The sequence below is a fragment of the Sphingobium aromaticiconvertens genome (assembly GCF_037154075.1).
Taxonomy (GTDB): Bacteria; Pseudomonadota; Alphaproteobacteria; order Sphingomonadales; family Sphingomonadaceae; genus Sphingobium; species Sphingobium aromaticiconvertens.
In genome coordinates this window covers 3648276-3663997 of sequence record NZ_JBANRJ010000001.1, presented here as the reverse complement: position 1 = coordinate 3663997, position 15722 = coordinate 3648276, and the positions used below count along the sequence as shown (strand labels likewise).

At 62.2% G+C, this 15722-nt stretch carries 14 protein-coding genes and 1 tRNA gene; 13 read left to right on the top strand and 2 right to left on the bottom strand.

Annotated features, from left to right (window positions below; translation table 11 throughout):
* Positions 1-197: 197 nt before the first annotated feature.
* The 7 genes from WFR25_RS17465 to trxB all read left to right on the top strand — a co-directional run bounded on the left by WFR25_RS17465 (position 198) and on the right by trxB (position 6683).
* A tRNA-Met gene (locus tag WFR25_RS17465) sits at positions 198-274 on the top strand.
* Between the two features lie 118 nt (positions 275-392).
* The gene (locus tag WFR25_RS17460; protein ID WP_336972618.1) at positions 393-1418 is read left to right on the top strand and encodes a phytanoyl-CoA dioxygenase family protein; all 1026 of its coding nucleotides are present in this window, start codon (positions 393-395) and stop codon (positions 1416-1418) included.
* A 144-nt stretch (positions 1419-1562) separates the two neighbouring features.
* Entirely contained in the window at positions 1563-2972 is a 1410-nt protein-coding gene (locus WFR25_RS17455; protein WP_336972617.1) for a circularly permuted type 2 ATP-grasp protein, read from the top strand.
* 38 nt (positions 2973-3010) lie between these two features.
* On the top strand, positions 3011-3943 hold the full coding sequence (locus tag WFR25_RS17450) for an alpha-E domain-containing protein (protein ID WP_336972615.1): 933 nt from the start codon (positions 3011-3013) through the stop codon (positions 3941-3943).
* 15 nt (positions 3944-3958) lie between these two features.
* A complete protein-coding gene (locus WFR25_RS17445) occupies positions 3959-4831 on the top strand; it encodes a transglutaminase family protein (protein WP_336972613.1) in 873 nt (290 codons plus the stop codon).
* A 25-nt stretch (positions 4832-4856) separates the two neighbouring features.
* Positions 4857-5594, top strand: a complete 738-nt coding sequence (locus tag WFR25_RS17440; RefSeq protein WP_336972612.1) for a proteasome-type protease — start codon at positions 4857-4859, stop codon at positions 5592-5594.
* 126 nt (positions 5595-5720) lie between these two features.
* Positions 5721-6683 (top strand): thioredoxin-disulfide reductase, encoded by a 963-nt coding sequence (trxB, locus tag WFR25_RS17435; protein ID WP_336972611.1) that lies wholly within the window; start codon positions 5721-5723, stop codon positions 6681-6683.
* A gap of 35 nt (positions 6684-6718) precedes the next feature.
* Here trxB and WFR25_RS17430 read toward each other — a convergent pair whose 3' ends face one another.
* Together WFR25_RS17430 and WFR25_RS17425 are read right to left on the bottom strand one after the other, a co-directional pair.
* The gene (locus WFR25_RS17430) at positions 6719-7012 is read right to left on the bottom strand and encodes a phosphopantetheine-binding protein (protein WP_336972610.1); all 294 of its coding nucleotides are present in this window, start codon (positions 7010-7012) and stop codon (positions 6719-6721) included.
* 27 nt (positions 7013-7039) lie between these two features.
* Positions 7040-8053, bottom strand: coding sequence for a GNAT family N-acetyltransferase (locus WFR25_RS17425; RefSeq protein WP_336972608.1), 1014 nt, complete (start codon positions 8051-8053; stop codon positions 7040-7042).
* A gap of 61 nt (positions 8054-8114) precedes the next feature.
* On the opposite strand from WFR25_RS17425, the gene WFR25_RS17420 reads away from it, so the two are divergent.
* The 6 genes from WFR25_RS17420 to WFR25_RS17395 all read left to right on the top strand — a co-directional run bounded on the left by WFR25_RS17420 (position 8115) and on the right by WFR25_RS17395 (position 15720).
* Positions 8115-9629 (top strand): acyl-CoA ligase (AMP-forming), exosortase A system-associated, encoded by a 1515-nt coding sequence (locus WFR25_RS17420; RefSeq protein ID WP_336972607.1) that lies wholly within the window; start codon positions 8115-8117, stop codon positions 9627-9629.
* The gene (locus WFR25_RS17415; RefSeq protein WP_336972606.1) at positions 9626-10861 is read left to right on the top strand and encodes a pyridoxal-dependent decarboxylase, exosortase A system-associated; all 1236 of its coding nucleotides are present in this window, start codon (positions 9626-9628) and stop codon (positions 10859-10861) included. Before WFR25_RS17420 ends, WFR25_RS17415 begins: the two co-directional genes overlap by 4 nt.
* A gap of 169 nt (positions 10862-11030) precedes the next feature.
* Complete coding sequence (locus tag WFR25_RS17410; RefSeq protein ID WP_336972605.1) at positions 11031-11678, top strand: XrtA/PEP-CTERM system exopolysaccharide export protein; 648 nt, start codon at positions 11031-11033, stop codon at positions 11676-11678.
* A 1-nt stretch (position 11679) separates the two neighbouring features.
* Positions 11680-13197: an XrtA system polysaccharide chain length determinant gene (locus tag WFR25_RS17405; protein WP_336972604.1), complete on the top strand. Its 1518-nt coding sequence runs from the start codon at positions 11680-11682 to the stop codon at positions 13195-13197.
* Positions 13198-13211: 14 nt separating this feature from the next.
* Positions 13212-14102, top strand: coding sequence for an AAA family ATPase (locus WFR25_RS17400; RefSeq protein ID WP_336972602.1), 891 nt, complete (start codon positions 13212-13214; stop codon positions 14100-14102).
* Between the two features lie 4 nt (positions 14103-14106).
* Positions 14107-15720 (top strand): hypothetical protein, encoded by a 1614-nt coding sequence (locus WFR25_RS17395; protein ID WP_336972600.1) that lies wholly within the window; start codon positions 14107-14109, stop codon positions 15718-15720.
* Positions 15721-15722 lie beyond the last annotated feature (2 nt).

Below are 15722 nucleotides of genomic sequence, written 5' to 3'. Positions count from 1 at the left end.
TCATCGCTCTGTTTGCCGGCGTGATTGGCGCGCTTTTACGCCGCTGGCAAGGGCTAGGCTGCGGTTCGCGTGTAAACAAGAGCACTAAACCATGATGGAAAATGCGATCCGGGCAAATGCCCCCGTTGACCGACGGCAAGCTGCTGCGTATAGCGCGCCCTCACCGCAGCGGCTCAGGTCGCGGCGCGGCCTTTCGGGGCGGAGTAGCTCAGCTGGTTAGAGCAGCGGAATCATAATCCGCGTGTCGGGGGTTCAAGTCCCTCCTCCGCTACCATTTACGGCATTGATATCGCTTGCTGGAACAAGCGTCGGTCACGACGCTGTCATATCCTATCAACGTCTATTGATAATTATTCGCTAGAAGTTGGTGTCAGGCGCGATAAAGGGCGCAGATGTCGAATGCGTTTCTTCGGGTCCTGATGGCCCCCTGGTGGCTGATTCAGTTGCTGACGGGCGCGAAGTCATTTGTCGATAATCCCCTCATTGGCTCCAGGCGGCTTAACGCGTTGGGGCTTCATACAACGCGTGTCGCGCTGGCCCAGCGTATGACCGAGCGCCGTCGCGCCCGTCTCGCCGCCACCGTCCCGCCTGCCGATCGGATGGCTTTTGATCGCGATGGTGTCGTTGTCATTCGCGATTTCCTGTCCCCAGAACAATTTGCGGCGCTACGAGATCAGGTGGTTGTTTTTGAGGGCGAGGCGCGGGAAACGGTTCAGGGTGATACCATTACGCGCCGTATTGCCGTCGATCCTGTAGCGATCAGCGCGATTCCGGCGATTCGCGCCTTTCGTGCGAATGCGCGCTGGCGGAGTCTCGCCCGTTATATTGCCAGCTTCAATGTCGAGCCGTTGCTCTACATACAGGCGATCCTGACCCAGCGCCGGGACGCCACACCAGATCCGCAAATCAACCTTCACGCCGACACCTTCTACCCAGCGATGAAAGCATGGCTATTCCTTGAAGATGTGTCGGAGGCGACCGGGCCGTTCAACTATGTCCTCGGCTCGCATCGTCTGACACCGGAGCGGCTGGCGTGGGAACGTCAACGCAGCCTTACGGTCCGCGACGGCGATTGCCGCTTGTCGGCGAGAGGATCTTTCCGAGTCGATGCCGGGGAACTTGCTACGCTGGGTCTGCCTCAGCCGACGAGCTTTGCTGTGCCGGCCAATACGCTGGTCGTTGCCGATACTTATGGTTTCCATGCGCGGGGTTTATCAGCGGGCCGCAGCACCCGCCTTGAACTGTGGGCTTATGGCCGCCGCAATCCCTTTCGACCTTTGGTGGGTTTCGATCTCTGGAGCCTGCCCGGCATTGCCGAGCGCCGCATAACCTTGCGCTGGCGCGTCCGCGACATGATTGCGTCGGTTGTCGGGCAACCTTGGGTCAGGGCGGGGCGCAAACGTCCGGGGGACGAGTAGCGCGATCCCGGCGGCCTATACTCAAGCACGACATCGCGATCATTCGCTTACTTCGCCTGCAATTTTGGGCTTGCTTTCCTTCAGGACGGTTGCACTAATGTTGCAACGCACAACCGGCCTGATGGCCAAGGGAGGAACGCCGCTTTGCCCTTCCACGAAATGTTCGAGCCGGACGGTTCGATACGCCCCTGTTATGCAGAGGTGCAGAATTGGGTCGAGCGGACCGGCGTTGCCGGCCTCAACCGTCGGATGGACGAGGCGGAAGCGATATTTCGGCGGATTGGCATCACCTTCGCCGTCTATGGCGAGGGTGGTGATCCGGAACGGCTCATCCCCTTCGATCTGTTGCCACGCATCTTTACCGCGCAGGAATGGCGCGTCCTCGACAAGGGTATCCGCCAGCGCGCCCGCGCGCTCAACGCCTTTCTCCACGACGTCTATCACCGTGGGGAGATTGTGAAGGCGGGGATCATGCCCGCCGACATCATCTACCAGAACAGCGCCTATCTCGCGGAAATGGTCGATTTCACGCCACCGGGCAGGGTCTACAGCCATATTGTCGGCATCGACATCGTGCGGACCGGACCGGGCAGTTTTGAGGTGCTAGAGGATAATTGCCGCACGCCATCGGGCGTCTCCTATATGCTCGAAAACCGGGAGATCATGACCCGGATGTTCCCCGAACTGTTCGCGCAGGGGATAGTCGCGCCGGTTGACGATTATCCCGCCGAATTGCTGAAAAGCCTGAAAGAAGTCGCGCCGCCCGCGTGCAAGGGCGATCCGGTCGTGGTCGTCCTGACCCCCGGCTCGCTCAACAGCGCCTATTATGAACATAGCTTCCTCGCTGACCTGATGGGCGTGGAACTGGTCGAACCGGCCGACCTGTTCGTCGATGAAGACCGGGTATGGATGAAGACGACGCTGGGGCCAAAGGCGGTGGATGTCATCTATCGCCGGATCGACGACGAATATCTCGATCCACTGGCCTTCCGCCCTGACAGCCTGCTTGGCGTACCCGGCATCTTCAACGTCTACCGCAAGGGCGGGGTGACGCTGGCCTCCGCGCCGGGTTCGGGTATCGCCGACGACAAGGCGGTCTATGTCTATGTGCCTGAAATGATTCGATTTTACCTCGGTGAAAAGCCCATCCTCGACAATATTCAGACCTGGCAATGCGCCAAGCCGGATGAACGCGCTTATGTGCTGGAGCATCTGGACGAGCTGGTGGCCAAGGAAGTGCACGGATCGGGCGGTTACGGCATGTTGATCGGTCCCCAATCCACCAAGGACGAGGTCGCCGCTTATGCCGAACGGATCAGGGCGAACCCGGTCGAGTTCATCGCCCAGCCGACGCTCGACCTGTCCACTGTCCCTACATTGGGTCCGGCGTCGGTGGTTGGCCGCCATGCCGATTTCCGTCCCTATTGCCTGGTGGGCAAACAGATCCGGCTGGTTCCGGGCGGCCTGACCCGCGTGGCGCTGACCGAAGGATCGCTCGTCGTGAACTCCAGCCAGGGTGGCGGGGTCAAGGATACGTGGGTTCTGCAGGATTAGGGGTTCTACAGGATTAGAGTTTTTACAGGGTTGATGCGATGCTGAGCCGGACCGCCGAAAATCTCTACTGGATGGCGCGCTATATGGAGCGCGCCGAATCCACTGCTCGCCTGCTGACGATGGGCCAGCGCATGGCGATCCTGCCCGGCGCGCACCATCGCGACGAATGGCGGTCGGTCGTCCGCGCCACAGGGGCGGGGCATCAGTTTCCGGAAGGGGCGCAGGTGACGGAAACCGATGTCGTTTCCTTCCTGATGCTGGACCTCGACAACCCGTCATCAATCCGCTCCTGCTTGCTTAAGGCGCGCTCCAATGCCAAGTCGGCTCGCACCATGCTGACCCAGGATATGTGGGAGGCGTTGAACGACGGATGGCGCAAGCTGGACAGCTATGACGTGGCCGAGGCGCGGCAACATCTGCCCGAACTGATCGACTGGGTGAAAACCCGCGTCATGACTTTTCGGGGGGCGACCCATTCGGGCCAGTTACGGAATGAAGGGCATGATTTCCTGCGCTGCGGTTCCGCGCTGGAGCGGGCGCAGATGACGCTGCGGCTGCTGGACGTCAAATATTATGTCCTGTTGCCGGAAACGGAGGTGATCGGCGGCAATCGCGACCATTATCAATGGACGTCGGTGCTGCATGCTCTGTCGGGTAGCCGCGCCTACCACCATGTTTATGGCGGCACCTACACGCCCTGGCAGATTACCGATTTCCTGATGCTGAACCGGCTGTTCCCGCGCAGCGTCGCCTATTGTTACACCCAACTTGCCTATCGGCTCAATCGCCTGGCAGGCTGGCACGATGCGCGCAGCGAGGCGCACGACACGGTGCAGGAGATGGTGGAGGGACTGGAACAGATCGACAGCGGAGAGATTTTCCGCATCGGCCTGCATGAAACGGTGCAAAGCGGTCTGCGCATGACCAATCGCCTGGGTGCCGAAATCGCGCAGGCCTATCATTTCGGCTGAGGAAAGGCGTCGTCCATGAAACTGCTCGTGCGCCACCAGACCGTTTATAGTTATGAGGCCGTCGCCGGTCGTGCGGCCATGCTGCTTAAGTTGATGCCCACTTCCAATGCGGCGCAGACCGTCGAGGATTGGCGGGTGAGCATCAATGGCGAAGCAATTACTGGTTTCGGCGCCAACAGCATGGGCGACATGGAGGCGATCTGGATTCGCCACGATCGGCATGACAGCGCTGTGATCATCGCTGAAGGGCTGGTCGAAACGCACGATACGCATGGTGTGCTCGGTTGGCCCAAGAGCCGCGTCGATACGCGCTATTTCCTGCGCTCGACGCCGCTGACGGCGGCATCGGCTGCCATTATCGACATGGCGCATGGCATTGGTGGAGAGGGGAGCGCGCTGGGTCGCCTTCACGCCCTGTCCGCTGCCGTCAGCGATGCCGTTACCTATCGTGCCGGAGTCACAGGAGCGGAGACGACGGCGGCGACCGCCTTCGCGCTGGGGGCGGGCGTTTGCCAGGATCATGCTCAGGTCTTTATTGCGGCCGCGCGGGCGTTGGGCGTGCCTGCGCGCTATGTATCGGGCTATCTGCTCGCGCAGGACGAGGACGCTCTCCACGAAACCCATGGCTGGGCAGAGGCGCTGGTACCCAACCTTGGCTGGGTAGGTTTCGACCCGTCAAACCGGGTCTGTGTGACCGACCGCTATCTGCGCCTTGCCGGTGGGCTGGACGCCGATCAGGCCGCGCCGGTGCGCGGGTCGGTGACGGTGGCGGGTAATATCTCGATTGACGCGGACGTCCGTATCGCGCAGGCGAAGGAGGGGTTGGAAGAGCGGCAATTGCAACGACAACAGCAACAGGCGTTGCCGCAGTCCGCCCTCGACGTGTGAACGAATACAGGAGCCCAGGGGGCCGATGACCTATTGCGTGGCCGTGCGCGTGGACCAGGGACTGGTCATGCTGTCCGACACCCGTACCAATGCGGGCATGGACAATATTGCGCGCTTCCGAAAGACCTTCACTTACTCGATACCCGGCGAGCGGGCGATCACTTTGTTGTGTTCGGGCAATCTGTCGATCACCCAGGGAATGAAGGCGATACTCAGCCGCGCGATCAAGGATTCGCAGGCCGATCCGGCAATTGAGACGATCCTCAATTGCCCAACCATGCACCGTGTCGCGCAAATCGTGGGTGACGCCATGCGGGCGATGCAGACTCGCTATCGCGAGAGTATCGAGATGGGCGGATCAGGTGCCAGCGCATCGGTCCTGATCGCGGGACAGCGCAAAGGTGGCAAGACACGGCTATATCTCGTCTATTCGGCCGGTAATTTCATTGAGGCCACGGCCGACACGCCTTTCTTCCAGATCGGCGAACATAAATATGGCAAGCCGATTCTGGACCGCATCATCCGGCCTGAAACGACGCTGGAGGACGCGACCAGGGCGGTGCTGGTGTCGATGGATTCGACCCTGCGCTCCAACCTGTCAGTTGGCATGCCGCTCGACCTGACCGTGATCGAGGCCGAAGCCTTCGACTTTCGCGTCCGCACCCGGATAGAGGCGGACAATGAAGAGTTTGCGATGATCTCCGAGGGCTGGTCCGCCGCTCTGCGCAAGGGATTTGAGGATCTGCCGAACGTGCTGGACTGATCGGCCGAGCGGCGGGGGAGCGATGCTTTCCGGTGCTCAAGCATTTCCATCCGCCACTGCAGCTTGCACGCGCCCGGTCAGTAGCTATCTCTTGCGGCCAACATGAATCGCAGCCGGAACCCAACTATGACCGCACCCCACTCAACCCGTATGCTCATCCTTGGTTCCGGCCCGGCTGGCCTGTCTGCGGCCATTTATGGCGCGCGCGCGGGGCTGGCGCCGATCGTGGTGCAGGGGATGCAGCCGGGCGGGCAGTTGACCATCACGACCGATGTCGAAAATTATCCCGGTTTCCGTGACGTCATCCAGGGCCCGTGGCTGATGGAGCAGATGCAGGCGCAGGCGGAGCATGTCGGCGCGCAGATGATGTACGACCAGATCGTCGACGTCGACCTGTCTGAGCGGCCCTTCCGCCTGACCGGGGACAGCGGCAAGGTCTATATTGCCGACACGCTGGTCATCTGCACCGGCGCGCAGGCCAAGTGGTTGGGCGTGGACGGCGAGGAGCATCTTCAGGGCAAGGGCGTCAGCGCCTGCGCCACCTGCGATGGTTTCTTTTATCGCGGCAAGAAGGTGGTTGTGATCGGGGGCGGCAATACTGCGGTTGAAGAGGCGCTCTACCTTACCAACCATAGCCATGACGTGACGCTGATCCACCGCCGCGATTCGCTGCGTGCGGAAAAGATCCTTCAGGAACGGCTCCATGCCCATCCCAATATCAAGGTGCTCTGGAACAAGGCAGTTGACCGCTTCGTCGGCGGTGGCACCCCGGAGGGACTGATCGGCGTCGATCTGATCGACACCGTGACCGGCGAAAAGTCGCATGAGTCGACCGACGGCGGCTTTGTCGCGATCGGTCATCACCCGGCGACCGAATTGTTTACCGGCAAGCTGCCGATGGACGAGGGCTATCTGCTGGTGGACAAGGGCACGACCCACACGGCCATTCCCGGTGTGTTCGCGGCGGGCGACGTCACCGACAAAATCTATCGGCAGGCGGTGACGGCGGCGGGCATGGGCTGCATGGCGGCCCTGGATGTCGAAAAATTCCTGGCGGAAGCGGATTTCGAGGCGATAGCGGCGGAGTAAACGCCGCCCGGCTCAACGGCGGGGTTGTCGGGTGTTCAGCCCTTCACCTTGCCATGCGCGAACGCCACCAGCGTCCCGAACGTCTCGAATGTGTCGCCGTCGATATCATCATCCTCGATGATGATATCCAGCCGGTCCTCCATCTCGGTCAGGATGCCCGCGACGGCCATCGAGTCCAGTTCGGGTAGCGCGCCGAACAGCGGTGTGTCATCCGTAAAGGCGTCGACCTGTTCCTGTGGCAAAGCCAGCACGTCGCGCAGCAACGCGCGGATCAGGGTGGGGGTATCGTTGAGGGTCCGGTCGACCGGCTGTTCGTGAAGTGCCCGCATGGTGAGCCGTAAGTAATGGCTCAATGCCTAGCCGACAAGCGCGGAAATTGCCGTGCGCGCAGCGGGCAACCAACTGGATGCAAAGCGCGGATTGAAACAGTCGATGCGATGGAGCGGCGCACGTTCATCCATCCACTCCCGCTTATATCCATTATCGCCCGTTCCATAGTCGATGGTGGTAACCCTTTCGCGGTCTATCGCCTGCGCGAACATGGCGTGGGATAGCAATGTTCCGGGCGACATGGCATCGAACGCCTTGTCGTGCGCCAACTTGTGGATCAGCGCCACGCCATTTTCGATCGTCCAATATTGCGTGGCGATCGGTTGCCCGTTCAATTCGGCAAAGCCCAGTCGCAACCGGCCCGCCGCGCCTTCCTGCTCCGCAAGTTCACGGAAAAAGGTGATATGCGGTTCGGGCGCTTTCCAGCTATTTCTGTGTACCGTGACATAGGCGTCCCAATCGGCATCGGTCATATGGTCGGTCAGTCGCAAGACTATGCCGGCGCGTGCCTTGCGCTTTACCAGGGTTTTAAGCCGTCCGGGGCGACTGGCCCAGTAAGTGGCGAAATCTCGTCCGGCGAGGTCCAGCCGATAATTGCCCCCCATGGGTCGGCGCACCGCGAACCAGCCCGTCCGCCGGAATGCTGCCAGCAGCGTCGCCGCCGAACCGTGATGATCGCTGATGGGATACAGGTCGATCTGCGCCGTATCGCGAACCAGATGCGCGGCAACGGTATAGAGTAACCGGTCTTGAGTCGCCGCGTCTGGCGATCCGGTAAAAATGGGTGCCCAGGAAAAACTATACCAGTTGGCCATCGCTGAGAGTTGCCGCGCCTGCGGGGCAACCAGGAACAGCCAGATCGCCTGATCGCCTTCCCGCGCCTCGATCACGCGGATGGGCAGGTCAGGCAGGCAATGGCGATGCAGCATTTCGAACCAGTCGAACCGATCGAACAGGTTGGGCTGGTCGACACGGTTCAATGCTTCGCGCAGGGTGGCGCGCACATCGGAAAAGCTCCGATATTCCCTTAGACCCTGCAAGCGACTATCTCCCGGCGTAGGATGGGATGCATAGGGGAAAAGTCTGGAGATGAAGTTAAGCATGGCCGACTCCCCCGAAACAGTGATCCGTCCCATCGACCATCTGTTGCTGGACGCCGATCCCGTTGCGCCTGCGCTGGACGGTCGCTCCGGCACACAGACCTATGCCGAACTGGAGCGCAGCGTCGGACGGCTGGCCTGCTGGCTGGCGGGATTCGGGTTCGTGAAGGGGGCCCGTGTGGCAAGCTGGATCGCAAAGGGGCCGGTTGCTGCGCTGATGCCGCTGGCGGCGCCGCGAGCGGGCTTTGTTCATGTCCCGATCAATCCGCTGCTCAAACATGCGCAGGTCGCGCACATATTGGCCGACAGCGGCGCATCGCTATTGATTGCGACGGGCAGCCGGGCAGCGACACTGGTGGAGGGGGATGTTCCCTTCGACTGCCAATATCTTCGGGAAGAGGACGCCGCCTGCGCCATGACGGGCGGCGACACATTGCCGCCTTCGGAGGCCGATGGGGATGCTCTGGCCGCGATCCTCTACACCAGCGGATCGACCGGGCGGCCCAAGGGTGTGATGTTGAGCCATGCGAATCTGTGGCTGGGCGCGGTGGCGGTGGCTGATTATCTGAAGTTGAGGCCCGATGACCGAACACTGTGCGTTTTGCCCTTCAGTTTCGATTATGGGCAGAATCAGCTTTTTTCGACCTGGATCGCTGGCGGCTGCGTTTATCCGCTGGACTATCTGACCCCGCGCGATGTGCTGAAGGTCGTGGATCGGCGGGACATTACCACGCTTGCCGGTGTGCCACCGCTGTGGGTGCAACTGGTCGAACTGGATTGGCCGCAGGAGGTTGCAGGCAAGCTCAGGCGCCTGACGAACAGCGGCGGTGCGCTTACCCGGCCACTGGTGGGGAAGCTGCGGGCATTATTCCCGAACGCCGACCTGTATCCGATGTATGGCCTGACCGAAGCCTTCCGCTCCACCTATCTGCCGCCTGCGTTGGTGGACAGCCATCCCGACAGCATGGGGCGCGGCATTCCCCATGCTGAAATCCTGATCGTGCGCCCGGATGGGAGCGTCACCGATGATGACGAGCCGGGGGAACTGGTCCATTGCGGCCCGCTGGTCGCGCAGGGCTATTGGCGGGATGCGGCGCGGACCGCCGAGCGTTTTCGTCCTGCGCCGCCCGCGTCGCTTTATGGCGGCATGGCGGTGTGGTCGGGCGATACGGTGCGGCGGGACCGCGAGGGCCTGCTTTATTTTGTCGGTCGCGATGACGCGATGATCAAATCGGCGGGCAACCGCATCAGCCCCACTGAAATCGAGGAAGCCGCCGTTGCTGTCGATGGCGTGGCAGAGGCCGTCGCGCTGGGCATCAGCGACGATCGATTGGGACAGGCGGTGCTGCTGCTGATCCGCGCGGAAGAGGCATTGATTTCTGCCGTCGAGGCTCGGTTGAAGGCGGACCTCCCCAATTTCATGCAGCCGCGCACGATCCGCGCCCTTGCCAATTTCCCGCGCAACCCCAATGGCAAGATTGATCGCGTGGCGCTGGGGCAGGAGTATAAGTCGTGAAGCCGATGGGACCAATCCCGCCCTGGTTCGGGGCAGAGGAAGGCATGTTGCTTATCGGCGGCTGCGGGGCCGCCAGTCTGGTGGATGAGGCGGGCGATACACCGCTTTTCGTTTATGACATGGGCATTGTTGAAGCGACGGTGCGCCGTCTGCGCGATGCGATGCCGCACCAGCTTGGCATCCACTATGCCATCAAGGCCAACCCTTATGTGCCTTTACTCGCTCGGATGACGGGGCTGGTAGACGGGTTCGACGTTGCGTCCGGGGGCGAGGCCGCCCGTGCGCTGGAAGCCGGGATGCCTGCCGATCGCATCAGCTTCGCCGGACCCGGCAAGCGGGACGATGAACTGCGCTTCGCCATCGAATCCGGGGTCACCCTCAATCTCGAATCCGAAGGGGAGGGCGCTCGTGCAATTGCCATCGCCAACAGGGTTGGAAAAACACCGCGCCTTGCCGTCCGCGTGAACCCCGATTTCGACCTGCGCGGTTCGGGCATGCGGATGGGCGGGGGGGCCAAGCCCTTCGGCGTCGATGCGGAGCGCGCCGCTGCCCTTGCTCGTGCCATGGTCGACGCGGGGGCAGACTGGCGGGGGTGGCATATCTTCGCTGGCAGTCAGGCGCTTGATCCCGCGGCGATCATCGAGACGCAGGCCGCGACGATCGCCCTTGCGGCCCGCTTGTCCGACGCCGTTGGGCAAGCGCCGCCGCTCGTCAATCTCGGCGGCGGTTTCGGCGTGCCCTATTTCCCCGGTGATGAGCGGCTTGATATCCGCCCCATCGGCGCGGCGCTCGACAGTGCGCTGGAGCATCGCCCCGACATCCTCAAGGACAGCCATTTCGCGCTCGAACTGGGGCGCTGGCTGGTGGCGGAGGCGGGGGTCTATCTGACCCGCGTGGTCGATGTGAAGCAGAGCCAGGGTGAAACCTTTGTCGTGGTTGATGGCGGTCTGCATCATCAACTGGCCGCAAGCGGCAATTTCGGCACCGTTGTTCGCCGCAACTATCCGCTGGCGATCGCCAACCGCTTCGATACTGCTGCCCCGGCGCCCGATCCGGTGACGGTCGTCGGCTGCCTGTGCACACCACTCGACAGGCTAGGGGACAAGGTTGCCTTGCCCCCCGCAACGCCCGGTGATCTGATCGCGATCTTCCTGGCCGGGGCTTATGGTGCGTCCGCCAGTCCCGCCGCCTTTCTGGGGCACTCGCCTCCGCGCGAACTACTGATTGGATGACGGTGCGGCATCCTCAACTTGTGTACAGAACAGCGCCTCCAATAGAGTGACTCCCTAACGGTATCTTTACCCTTCTTCGCCAAGAAGGAGCCGAAGCCCTATGCTCTCGGTCTGCCTTCTCTGCTTTGGCTGGCCTATGCGCGCGGCGGCAAAAGAAGGTGAAGTGATCATGCGTTTCCTGCGGATTTCCAGGCTTTTTCTTGGGGCATCGCTTCCGGCGGTCGCGTTGGCGGGCTGCGCTGGAGGGGTCGCGAAGGGGCCTCAGCTTCCGCCTGCCTCCTTCGTCTCGACCGAGGAAGGGCCGGGCGAGGAATATGTCATCGGTCCGCTCGATGACCTCACCATCTTCGTGTGGCGTAATCCCGAACTGGGCGCGAAGGTTCAGGTGCGACCCGACGGGCGCATCACCACGCCGCTCATCACCGACATGCCTGCCGTGGGCAAGACGCCCAAGATGCTGGCTGATGACATCAAGCTGGCGTTGACTCAATATATCGAAAATCCGCTGGTTTCAGTGATCGTCAATAATTTCAGCGGCACGTTCAGCCAACAGGTGCGGATCGTCGGCGCGACCGAAAAGCCCGCCTCCATCCCCTATCGCGCCAACATGACGTTGCTCGATGCGATGATCTCGGTCGGTGGCCTGTCCGAATATGCTGCGGGTAACCGCGCGCGGCTGGTCCGCTATGACAAGGCGCTGGGCAAGCAGAAGGAATATCAGGTTCGCATCGGCGACCTGCTGAAGCGCGGTGATACCAAGGCGAACGTCCTGCTGTCGCCGGGCGATGTCATCATCATCCCCGAAAGCATGTTCTGACATGGCCGGTCTTTACGACGAAATCCTGGTTGTCCTGCATGGCATCTGGAACCGCCGCTGGCTCGCGCTGGCGGTGGCGTGGGGCGTTGCCATGGTCGGATGGCTGGCGGTATCGCTGATACCCAACAGCTATGAATCCAAGGCGCGGGTCTATGTCAGTACCCAGTCGTTGCTGGAGGACAAGGTCGGGATCACCCAGGTCCAGTCGCAGCAGCAACTCGATCGCCTGCGTCAGTCGCTAGCCAGTACCGAAAATCTGGAAAAAGTCGTGCGCGGCACCGATCTGTCACAGAGTATTTCCGGTCCCAGCGACGTCGCCGCGCGGATCACCGCGCTGCGTGAGAATATCAAGGTCGTGGCTCAGCTTGATCCGAGCATGATCGAGATTTCGGCGGCCTCCTCCGACAGCAGCCTGTCCGATGGCATGAATGCGCGCATCGCGCCGCAGGTCGTCCAGAAGCTGATCGACATTTTTCAGGAAGCGAATCTGTCGGGCGACCGCACGGAAACGCGCCAAAGCCTTACCTTCCTGGACGCGCAAATCGCGGGACGCGGCAAGCAGTTGGCGGCGGCTGAACAGCGTCGCGTGGAGTTCGCCCAGCGCTATGTCGGCTTGCTGCCGGGGGCGGGCTCGATCAGCCAGCGCATGGATGCGGCTCGGACCGAAATCAATGCCATCGATTCGCAACTCGTGCAGGCGCAGAGCGCTGTCGGCGCCATGAATGCCCAGCTTGCCGGTACGCCAGCCACGATCGCGGGCATGGGCGCGGGCGGCGCGCCGTCCGCCTTCGCGCAGGCCCAGTCGGATCTGGCTGGAATGCGTGCGCGTGGCTGGACCGCCAATCATCCCGACGTGATCGCCATGCAGCGGCAAGTCGATGCGCTGCGTCGTCAGGGTGGCGGCAGTGCTGCTGCTGGATCGACGCCCAATCCCGCCTATGGATCGCTGAAAGCTATGCAGGCCGAGCGATCGGCAACTGTTGCTGCGCTCCAGACGCGCAAGAACCAGATTCAGGGCGACCTGTCGGCCATGTCGGCCAGACAGACCGAGGAACCGGGGATCGCGGCCGAGCAGGAAAAGCTCGATCGTGATTATGAGGTTCTGAAGACCCAATATGACAAGTTGCTGGCCGATCGTGAAGAGATTCGGTTGCGGGGGGATGTGAAGACTGAAACGGGCGCCGTTCAGTTTCGGGTGATCCAGCCGCCTAGTGTTCCTACAGCGCCGAGCGCGCCCAACAGGCCGCTGTTGCTGCTGGCTGTGTTGGTTGTTGCTGTTGTTGTTGGCGTTGGTGTGGCCTTTGCGATGGGGCAGTTGCGCGGTACTTTTCCGACGGCGGCCCGGTTGGAAAAGGCGGCTGGCCTGCCGGTGATCGGTGCGATCACGCAGGCGCGCACCCCTGCACAGCAATTGGTCGCCAAGCAGCGGCTTAAATGGTTCGCCGGGGCCAGTGGCGCGCTGGCGGGCGTGTGCCTGCTCCTGATCCTGGTCGAATTCGTCCAGCGCGGCATGGCGTGAAGGAGGCTCAAGACATGACCAAGCCCAACTCGCTCCTCGAACGCGCTGCGGAAATCTATGATTTTGGCGCTGCCTTGCGTGGCCGTGCTGCCCCGGCCATGGACATTCCGGCTGATCTGCCTCCAGCACCGCCTGTCTATGATAGTCCGGTCGAGGCCGCCGCGACGCCACGCGCTCGTGACTGGACCGGACCTGTCCAGCCGCTCGATCGTGTGAAGATGGCGGAAGCCGGGTTCATCCAGCCCGACGGCCCCGTGACGGCGCTCAGCGAAGAGTTTCGCGTGCTCAAGCGCGCCTTGCTGGGCCAGCTTGCGAACAACCCGCGGGGCAACCGTATCCTGATCTGCTCGGCCTATAGCGGGGAGGGCAAGACCTTTTGCGCGATCAATCTGGCGCTCAGCCTCGCGGCGGAAAAGGACCGCGAAATCCTGCTGGTGGATGCCGATGTCGCCAAGCCGTCCATAACCGATGCGCTGGGCATCACCGCTGGTCCGGGCTTGCTGGATGCGCTGGCTGATCCAGTCATCGCCATCGAGGATTGCATACAGCGGACGGACATCCCTTCGCTGTCGATCCTGCCTGCCGGGCAGCGCAGCAACAATGATACCGAATATCTCGCCTCCGCACGTACCGAAGCCTTGCTGGCGCGGCTGACGCACGGGCGTCCGGATCGGATCATCCTGTTCGATTCGCCGCCATTGCTGTTGGCTTCGGCAGCGGCGGTCCTCGCCTCCCACGCAGCCATTGCGCTGCTGGTGGTGCGGGCGGACAGCACACCCGAAAGCGCGCTGCGCGATGCGGCAGGGCAACTCAAAGGCGGCGCTCAGGTTCAACTGATGCTGAACGGTGTCCAATTTTCTACCAGCGGCCGCCGCTTTGGCAGCTATTATCCCAAGGGGGAATGATTTCATGCGCGCCAGACATATCGCGTCGGCCGCCTCGCTTTTGACGCTTGCGTGTCTCGCAACGGCGTCGCCCGCAGTTGCGCAGTCGGGCAGTGGACGGCAGGTCAATGTCACGCCCTATCTGGGCGTGGATCAGGTGGTGATCGCGCCGCTAAAGGGGGATGGCGACGTCCTTACCTACACCAATGTCTCGGCAGGTGTGACCGCGGACATGCGGACGCGCCGGTACGAGGTGGTGGCGGATGTGCGGTACGATCACAGCTTTGGCTGGGGCAGCCAGACGAGCGATGCCGATGTCATCAGCGGTATCCTCCAGACGCAAGTCAATCTGGCGCGCGGCCTCTCGCTCAATGCAGGCGCGCTTGCCACGCGCGTGCGGACGGATGGCTTTTCCGGCCCGGTGATCCGCAACAACAGCCTGACCAGCCAGATCTATTCCGGCTATGTCGGTCCGACCTACGCCACGAAGGTCGGCGACTTCGACGTCGCGGCTTCCTATCGTCTTGGCTACACACGGGTCGAGGATGACGTGACCGCCGCCTTTCCGGGCGCCCCTTCGGGTGGGTCGTTCGACCAGAGCTGGACCCACAGCCTGGGCGCATCGGTCGGCTTTGTCCCCGGCACGTTGCTGCCCGTCGGCCTTGTCGCCAGTGGCGGCTATGATCGGGAGGATGCCCGCCAACTCGACCAGCGGTTCGAGGATGTGTGGGGCCGGGTGGATGCCACCTTGCCGGTTGCGCCGACGGTCGCGCTGGTCGGCGGCGTGGGATATGAAAAGATCGAGATCAGCCAGCGATCGCCTTTGATCGACACGGTGACGGGTGCGCCAGTCATCAACTCCAGCGGTCGTTACGTGACGGACGAAAGCTCGCCGCGCGCGCTGATCTACGATCAGGATGGCATCATCTGGGATGCGGGCGTCTTGTGGCGGCCCAACCACCGCACCTCGCTGGAGGCGCGGGTGGGGCAGCGTTATGGGTCGATGACCTATTCGGGCAGCTTCGTCTGGACTGGCCGCAACAGCAGCTTTGCGCTGGTGGTGTTTGACGGCATCGACAGCTTTGGCCGGGTCATCAATAGCAATGTGGCGGCGCTGTCGGGCAACGGCCTGAATGTGGTTCGCAATCCCTTTACCGGCGATCTGGGCGGCTGCGCTTTCTCCGCCACCGGTGGGGGCCAGTGTTTCAACGATTCGCTGACAGGCATCACCGACGCCAATTTCCGCTATCGCGGCGTTACCGCCCAATATGCGATGCGTGCGGGTCCGTGGAACTGGGGTGTGGGCGCGGGATATTCGCAGCGCAAATTCATCACGCCGCGCGGCGAAACCGTGTTCGTTGACGGGACGCGGGACGAAAACTGGTGGGGCACGGCCACGCTGGGCTATGCCATCGACCGCCAGTCGACGATCGATACGACTGCCTATGTCAATTATTTCAACCCCGCCGGCGGTGGCCGGGTCGATACCGTCAACTATGGCGGCTTCGCCAGTTACAACCGCACACTTGGCCGTCGTCTGACGGCTTCTGCCTCGCTTGGCATCGACGCGGCCAAGGCGGACGATTTTGAAAGCGTCATCACGGCGATGGGTCAATTGGGCCTTCGTTACGGCTTTTAAGG

What these genes read in the sequence shown, in the direction of transcription:
- WFR25_RS17420 (WP_336972607.1), top strand. Translation starts at nt 8,115, where the DNA reads ATGGCCGACTCCCCCGAAACAGTGATCCGTCCCATCGACCATCTGTTG.
- WFR25_RS17395 (WP_336972600.1), top strand. Translation starts at nt 14,107, where the DNA reads ATGCGCGCCAGACATATCGCGTCGGCCGCCTCGCTTTTGACGCTTGCG.
- WFR25_RS17450 (WP_336972615.1), top strand. Translation starts at nt 3,011, where the DNA reads ATGCTGAGCCGGACCGCCGAAAATCTCTACTGGATGGCGCGCTATATG.
- WFR25_RS17430 (WP_336972610.1), bottom strand. Translation starts at nt 7,012, where the DNA reads ATGCGGGCACTTCACGAACAGCCGGTCGACCGGACCCTCAACGATACC.
- WFR25_RS17410 (WP_336972605.1), top strand. Translation starts at nt 11,031, where the DNA reads ATGCGTTTCCTGCGGATTTCCAGGCTTTTTCTTGGGGCATCGCTTCCG.
- WFR25_RS17445 (WP_336972613.1), top strand. Translation starts at nt 3,959, where the DNA reads ATGAAACTGCTCGTGCGCCACCAGACCGTTTATAGTTATGAGGCCGTC.
- WFR25_RS17440 (WP_336972612.1), top strand. Translation starts at nt 4,857, where the DNA reads ATGACCTATTGCGTGGCCGTGCGCGTGGACCAGGGACTGGTCATGCTG.
- WFR25_RS17460 (WP_336972618.1), top strand. Translation starts at nt 393, where the DNA reads ATGTCGAATGCGTTTCTTCGGGTCCTGATGGCCCCCTGGTGGCTGATT.
- WFR25_RS17405 (WP_336972604.1), top strand. Translation starts at nt 11,680, where the DNA reads ATGGCCGGTCTTTACGACGAAATCCTGGTTGTCCTGCATGGCATCTGG.
- WFR25_RS17400 (WP_336972602.1), top strand. Translation starts at nt 13,212, where the DNA reads ATGACCAAGCCCAACTCGCTCCTCGAACGCGCTGCGGAAATCTATGAT.
- trxB (WP_336972611.1), top strand. Translation starts at nt 5,721, where the DNA reads ATGACCGCACCCCACTCAACCCGTATGCTCATCCTTGGTTCCGGCCCG.